The sequence below is a fragment of the Shewanella sp. T24-MNA-CIBAN-0130 genome (assembly GCF_040310185.1).
Classification (GTDB): domain Bacteria; phylum Pseudomonadota; class Gammaproteobacteria; order Enterobacterales; family Shewanellaceae; genus Shewanella; species Shewanella psychromarinicola.
On record NZ_JBEOPP010000099.1, the window covers coordinates 1 to 7,191 of the forward strand.

Annotated in this window: 7 protein-coding genes and 1 pseudogene; 2 read left to right on the forward strand and 6 right to left on the reverse strand. The window is 37.8% G+C overall.

What is annotated here, in order from left to right; all coding sequences use genetic code 11:
• Positions 1–92 precede the first annotated feature (92 nt).
• Entirely contained in the window at positions 93–296 is a 204-nt protein-coding gene (locus tag AAEZ02_RS21350; RefSeq protein ID WP_351124928.1) for a hypothetical protein, read from the forward strand.
• A 79-nt stretch (positions 297–375) separates the two neighbouring features.
• Here the strand turns inward: AAEZ02_RS21350 and AAEZ02_RS21355 are convergent, their stop codons facing one another.
• Complete coding sequence (locus tag AAEZ02_RS21355; RefSeq protein ID WP_351124931.1) at positions 376–1,380, reverse strand: hypothetical protein; 1,005 nt, start codon at positions 1,378–1,380, stop codon at positions 376–378.
• A gap of 459 nt (positions 1,381–1,839) precedes the next feature.
• Here AAEZ02_RS21355 and AAEZ02_RS21360 point away from each other — a divergent pair.
• Positions 1,840–1,968: pseudogene (locus AAEZ02_RS21360) on the forward strand (tyrosine-type recombinase/integrase); the annotation flags it as partial.
• A gap of 83 nt (positions 1,969–2,051) precedes the next feature.
• On the opposite strand, the gene AAEZ02_RS21365 reads toward AAEZ02_RS21360, so the two are convergent.
• The 5 genes from AAEZ02_RS21365 to AAEZ02_RS21385 all read right to left on the reverse strand — a co-directional run bounded on the left by AAEZ02_RS21365 (position 2,052) and on the right by AAEZ02_RS21385 (position 7,112).
• A complete protein-coding gene (locus AAEZ02_RS21365) occupies positions 2,052–3,068 on the reverse strand; it encodes a hypothetical protein (protein ID WP_351124934.1) in 1,017 nt (338 codons plus the stop codon).
• Complete coding sequence (locus tag AAEZ02_RS21370; RefSeq protein WP_351124937.1) at positions 3,068–3,562, reverse strand: XF1762 family protein; 495 nt, start codon at positions 3,560–3,562, stop codon at positions 3,068–3,070. Before AAEZ02_RS21370 ends, AAEZ02_RS21365 begins: the two co-directional genes overlap by 1 nt.
• Before the next feature lie 327 nt (positions 3,563–3,889).
• Positions 3,890–6,154: an ankyrin repeat domain-containing protein gene (locus AAEZ02_RS21375; protein WP_351124940.1), complete on the reverse strand. Its 2,265-nt coding sequence runs from the start codon at positions 6,152–6,154 to the stop codon at positions 3,890–3,892.
• An 85-nt stretch (positions 6,155–6,239) separates the two neighbouring features.
• On the reverse strand, positions 6,240–6,383 hold the full coding sequence (locus tag AAEZ02_RS21380; RefSeq protein ID WP_351124943.1) for a hypothetical protein: 144 nt from the start codon (positions 6,381–6,383) through the stop codon (positions 6,240–6,242).
• A gap of 339 nt (positions 6,384–6,722) precedes the next feature.
• Positions 6,723–7,112, reverse strand: coding sequence for a hypothetical protein (locus AAEZ02_RS21385; protein ID WP_351124946.1), 390 nt, complete (start codon positions 7,110–7,112; stop codon positions 6,723–6,725).
• Positions 7,113–7,191: the final 79 nt, after the last annotated feature.

Genomic DNA, 7,191 nt, shown 5'->3' on the forward strand with positions numbered 1-7,191 from the left:
ATAAAAGGCTGAACAAGAGGTTTTATTGGCAATTTATTCTGCGGCAAATAACTGCGGGTTTGCGTCGGCACTAACATGGTACGAGCTTACAAATGATTGAGCAACACTACAGCCATGTAGTGCCTAAGATGTTCACTCGCGAACTATCAGGTGTTGAAATTAGAAAGTCGAAACCTAAAAAAACCACTAGCACGCCAGCAGCTTTAGCTAAAAGCAATGCAATGCAATGCAATGCAAGACTAGCAAAACAGCTTAAAGAGTGGGGGCTTGAGTTTAAAGCAAGAGGCTGTATTTAAGAGCCTTGATTTATTTTCATTCAAGACTATATATCACATTCTAATTATACTATAACTTCAACTTACCAATTAATTATAATTACTGATCTTTTTTTATTGGCATTACTTTTATTTCACTAAGAATCGCATTTCTTGGTATTGAATAGGAGTCACTACTATCCTTAGCAGAGCTGAAAATTAATTTATTAGAAAGAGAAGCAACAACCCATACATCCCGTAAAATAAAAACCTTACTATCAGCTGAAACATCAATTTTATAAGCACTCTTATTTATCGCTACTAAGTTTTTTGCTTCAACAGCATAGGAACTACTATAACTACCGACGCCAAGTGCTGACATTATGTTAGTGGAAGCTTTATCTGCAAAAACATATAGCAAAATCCATATAGCAATAAAAGCAACAGGCATATATGAAATAATCTTTGAAGATTTAGAAACTACAGCACCAGCTGCCGCCGCACTATACAAAATGATAACAATAGATAAAATTATAAACTGGAAAGCTTTATTTTCTTCTATGTATATAGTGACTTGTAAGAAAACGGATAAAGAAAAAACAAGTAAACTATATGCAAGCCCTAAAGCAACATAGACGATACCTATTGTTTTTAATGTATTTTTAATATTATCTAACTCTGGACCTCCATGTTTGATGTAAAATAAGGCTGTAATAAGTAAACATAAAGAAAGAAAATACAGCCAATAATAATCAATACTGAACATTTTCCACATGTAAAATAAGAAAGAAATCAAAGGAAATATAAATACAATTATAAATACAAATGAAAATTGAGATCGCGGTGAATTACTCTTCCATTTAACAAAATCATTTCTTAAACAAAACTCAACAATAGCAGGTACTAAAAGCATCATGAATATTAAGCTAAAAGAAACGGAAACAGAATATAATGCAATTGTGAGCAAAACTTGAGGGGAACTGATTACAGAGGTAATTTCATTGCTAAACCCTATCTTTTCTAAATAACTCCACGTAACTGCAGTCCCAATGAATAAACAAGCAGTAAATGATAGTGACAATATTTTTAAGGTAACATCTAACTTTAAATTGATCCGATTAATCATTAATACCCTTTAATTACATCTCTAATGGAAACTACGTAATACTTCTGTACATACTTTGTTAGCTAAAGCCTATTCATACCATAAAACGAACATAAGTAGTTAATTATAGTTTGAATTTTTATTACAGACGATCAATTTAGTTGCCAATTTAATCGTCGTATTACACATAAACAACTACTACCATATTTTTTGAGATAGATGAAACCTAAAACTTAACGATAATGATTATTATCATTAAGTTGGCAAGCCATTGGTAAACCGTGTGTTTTATGGCTCATTCAGGTCCAACCTCACAATAACCGTAAGTTACAGCCACTTCACGATAGGCCATAAATAAGCTCTATTGGATGAACCAAGAGACTTTAGCCTATTTGCCACTCTATAGCGGTCAAGTGTGAGCATAATGATTATCATGAAGTCAGAGGGTAATCCCTCCACAATAAATTTCACTAAGCAGTAGAGCTAGGAATTGAAGATTTTCGTTATCATGATTTGAGACATGAGGGATCAAGTAAATTGTTTGAAAAAGGCTACTCCATCGAAGAAATATCCCAAGTGACAGGTCATAGAAGCTTAAACATTTTGTAACTGGTATAAGTAAATAATTTCCACAAAATCTTCATAGATATTGATTAAATATAGCAGCCTAAGTCTTAATCTTAATCTTTTAGTTATTTCTTATTAAAGAAATGATGCAGGAAAGCTGCAGAACCAGTTATTAACAATGCAGCCAGCAGAAAAAGACCGAGAGAGAATTCCTCCTTAAAGGCACTCCTTCCAAGTCCAAGTCCTGCAACCAAAAAAGTTGAAGCGACACCAAAGATAATTGAAGTAGCGACACTCTGCTTAGAGCGGATTTCTATTAAGGTAGAATACTCTTTGTGTTCAACATCAATCTCTTTATCATCATGCCCGCTTTCTTTTGTTGTTGGTGTAAAAGTTAAAGTCGAGCATGTCTGTCTTGTGGATGACTCTTTCACAGTTAGTGGAATGATTTGACGATCAAATTGTACTGTCGACTCAAGAGGTGAAATACAGTGAAATTCGATTTCATCACTACTATTCTCTAACTGAATTTTACAAGAGTTTATTATCGGATTTGCTGTTGCAATTTTTACATGATATCGCTTGCCTTGGGTAAACTCATAATATGATGCCTTGTTAGTCTTATCATATTTTAGTTTAATGATTGCGCAGTCTTGATCACGAACTTCTTGAATATAAGTGAATACTTTATCAGTAAAAGAAGTGAGTATGCTCTCAACGGTTTCTTTCCAAGTGAGAACAGCACTATCTTCCAACTCTAACGTGGTAAAAAACTTGTTAGTAGGCATCACGTTTTGATCATTACTCTCAGAAATCCTAGCTTTCCAAAATTTCCCAAGCTGCATGTAGATATGACAAACATCAGTATCATTATCAATCTGAATGTTTACTATCTTAGCCTTTCGAATAGGCACATTCTCTACGCAATTGGAAACACTATCTAATGAATTACCGACTGTGAAGAAAATTAGTACCTCTTTACCATACTGAGCCTCGGGTGCGATAAGTACGGCTTCTTCAACATACTTTCTTTTATAACGAAAATGCACGATATGAGCATCTGGAAGGTTAACCGTTCTGTATATGTCGGCTTTATACAATTCTCGACTATCAGAGCTAAATGCGCAGATCATTTCATTCATTAGCATGCATCCTTAAGCTTGTGTTCCCACCGAATTTTTACTTTGGAGTAAATCTCTAAGTCAGCTCGTTCAATACCATCAGCTTTTGTTTTATCCGTCCAACGGTTATGTGGTTTTACCACACCCATCGGCTTCCATCCAGCCCCTCTCATTGAAGCTCCTGACTCTTCATCTAGAGTGTAAGTAATGATCTTTTGCCCTCCCATTATTTCCCATATTTTCCTGCACTTTGCAACCAAGAAACTGCAAGTTCCCTTAGGAGCAAGAGGCTTAACGCAAAGTCTCGTAATTTCCAACGTAACCCCATCCATATATGTGGCAGAAACAGGGTTACCAGCAATCAGAACTCCCACTACATTCCCATTATGATCAACAGCTGATAGCGCCCACTTCCCAGAATTCCTAGCTGTAGGCCTGTGGTGTCTATGGTAGTTTTTTACGAATTCGTTAGCAGTTTTAATGGTAATCGGTTGTGTGAAAACAATTTTTGCCATTGGGTTCAATTAGTTATTTCGCGTGTGTATACATTACACTGAATAACATGACAACAATAGTGACGCCAATCCAACTTCTCAACTTTTTGATTAAGCATCAGAAAAGTAATTACATCATTTACCTAAAGCTGTTCATGCCTTAGTTCAAGCTCACTAACTCTTTACAAGTTTTTCCATCAATACCATGATAATTGTCGTTACCATTAAGTTGACTTTAATCTCTTCCTTTTGGCAAAAAAAATAAGAGGTGGTAGTCAATTCAAACACTTAACACCTCACAATACGTCAATTAGCTGACCGCGAAAACTGTTAGACCGATGTGCATTATCACGCTAAATTAAATCTAGCTACCAGCATTTTACCCACTTTCAACGAGCGCCAGTTTCTTATCAATCTATCGATAGTTACTCGCTGGCGAGTTCGAGAGTCTACGCAAGTATCCCCAAAATCAACCTGGTGATGCTTTGAGTCCAACATGCCCTCTATTAGTTCAGCTTCATCTAACTCTGCAGCTAGCATCAAAGGTGTATAGCCAAGCATTGCGGTATCATGCTTAGCATTAGGATTCGCGCCATGCTCAATCAAGAGCTTAGCAATGTCTCTAAAACCTTCCGCCGTTGAATATTTAGCAATGTTTCTCTTTCCATATTCTTTACATTCCTCAATAATTTCACAAAACATGGGATCATTCTCTTGTTCTAACATCACCCGTTTTAAGTGCTGAAGATCATGGGGAAGCAATCCTGCACCATAAGCTCTGGCAGATTGCAGGCTCATCTCGGAATACTTCATGCTCTCACTTTGAGAAGTCTTCAATTGAGACCTGGTATGATGGGAAATAAGCCCAATTGCCGTATAAAGCGGTGTCTCCCCAATGATATCGTGCCTTCTATCTACAGAGGCTCCCATCTGAAGTATTTTCTTCACAATGTCTGGCCGCCCGGTCTGAACAGCACACCCAAGAGGAGACAATTTTCTCTTGTCTGTCAGCGCATCCAACACGCTTTTCTTGTGAGGATATTGGCTCAATAAATAGAATGCCTCGTTACACATTGAGTTCAATGGCGTCAAATTGACCTGCATCTCTTGTATTGCCATCAAAATAGCAGACTCATTGCTCGAAGAAAGCTTATTAACATCCGCTCCAGCATCCATCAAGGCTGATACCAACTCAATATCACCCAGCATAGCAAAGTAAACGAGCTGGGGCATTTTCTTGATAAGTCCGCCATTCATACCCACAGATAGCATCTTATTCGGCTTGTTAATATCTAGTTTATTACTCGTTTCATCTATCATCCAAACGCCACAATTGTGGTGTTGATTCTCAGGATAATCTGCCCCAGTAAAAAAGGATTCCTTAGTAAAATATGTATCAAAATACTTGCTAAATGCAGAGATCTCCCAGTTGTCAATATCTTGGGGCTTAGTCTTAAATGCATCATTACTTAGGTCTGGCGGCATAAAGTCGATTTTCATCACCACGGCCATTCGTCGCAGTCGGTTGATAAAACTTTTGTCAGGTTTTGGAGCTCGACACGCCGCTACAATTGCCTCGACAATTATTTTCTCAGCGTTCTCGCCCTGCCTGTATATGACCTGTTCAAACGCAAGCTTGTAGTCTTCAATGGCCTCAGTTAGCTTTCCTGAATGCAGGTTATAACGAGCTTTCACCCAATGGTAGTAGTAGGTAGTCTCATTATTAACATCAAGATCTAGTTGCTGTTTCCTCAGACCTTTTAGCATCTCTAAGCATTGCTCTTGAACACCTGTAGTTTTTGGCGCTCTTAGACGAAGTAATTCAAACAACTTTAAGGCCATTGGCATAGTAGCCTGATATTTGGCTGCTCCCTGGTATATGAGCCTCGATAGGCTTTCGACTAATACAGTCAAACACTCTTTTGGCGAGTGTTCTTTTAGCATTGCTAGGTCGGTGTACCCACTACGATAGAAAAAATAGTCCCATAGTCTTGCGGTAATCAAGCGAGCCTTGAACGTTCCCCAGCTATTGCCACTTTCCCATTGCTTCCCCAAAGAGGCAATGCTGGTAAGCTCAGGTAATTCTGAACCTGGTCCTAAAGACCAGATGCGTAATCGCTCTTTTTGATATTCAGAGCTATTGATAATAAATTGTTGCCACTCAGTTGAGCCGTTCAATTTTTCTAGGACAATGGACATCAGTGCTTTATCACTACGAGCGACATCTCGAGGTGATAGCCTCATGCCATCCAGAACATCCGTACATATTTCAGCTATAGTGAACGTCATAAAGAATCGGTCTAAAAACCGCCTGGATACTTCTATATTGACGCCATCCAGTGGTACGTTTTTTATCAATTTCAGATAACTATCCGTAATGCATTCGAATTGCTCTAAAACATGATCAGCAAAGTAAATGTTTACATACTTACTCAGCGGATCATGAATTAGCGCTTTCTTTAATGATTCGAGGTGATACGGGTTAATTTCAGCGTTCTTACACGCATCATCGATTTTCTTCCCAGCCAGGTTCTTCGTTCCTAAACCTTTGGAAAACTCCCTAAGCAGGTATTGAACTGAGTAATAAGGTGTGTCGATTGTTTTACTAGTCATACTGAACGTTCAATGTCCTTTGTTGTTGCAATATTTTGGCGTAGGCGTAATAGAGAAGGTGGACTGTTTGCCCACCTTCTGTACTCTATTTACTATTTTTAGCAGCTGCTGCCTGTGCTCTTGCCGTGAAACTACCTTTAGCCACTTGCCCGCCATTTGCTTTAGCTTGTCCGCTTTGAATGCGTGCTGCTGCCGATGGTGTCATTGGTGCTGATTTAGATTTAGACATGTTCATTTCTCCTTGTTGTTTGAACACACATAAACTATCAAGGAAGCAAAACTCACGCAGCTTGGTAAGTGGAGAGTTTTTTTATTATTATAATTACTCTTTGCTATCAGTTTGTTGCGTGCTTACGATGTTTGTAGTGCTAACTTAAAAGGTAACAGAATCAGACTTTTCCCATTAGCACAGGTATAGAAAGCCAGACGTTCAACATTCGCTCGACTCCTGGTTCTAACTCAACTAGAGGCATAAACAAGATCAAAAGATCTAACTTAGAGATTTCAATCAGGCGCCGGATAGATACCACGTTAATAACGATTACCATTAAGTTAGTTTCGGCGCTTGCTACCAATCCAAATCATTTAAAGATTTAATATCGGATTTCTTTTTCCAATGCGTCTGCATCTTTCTATTTACAAATATTTGGTTGATATCTAAATGCCGGAATTCACTTCTTGATTTTTTGTCATCTCCATCAACCCCCTTGCCATGCTTCGTTGTCACCGTAATGTAGCCACAACTATGGAGTTTTCTAAGAGATTTTATCATCGACTCGTTTGTCATAAATATATGATGCTTATTCAGTTCCTGCTGCAAATTTTTAAAAGGCGCTTCGGAATCATAAACATTCCCACACTGTGAATATTGAAAATCGACTTTAGCTTTAGGCTGCTCTGACTTTGCAGTCCAAAAAAAAGCCCCTCCCAGCAGTTTTGTTGTCTCCCAAAGTATCAAGTGTGTAATGGTCTAATGAAACTGTAGAGATTTATAGCTTAAAATAAGCAAAATCTTAAAGGTATTTATTATGATTAGA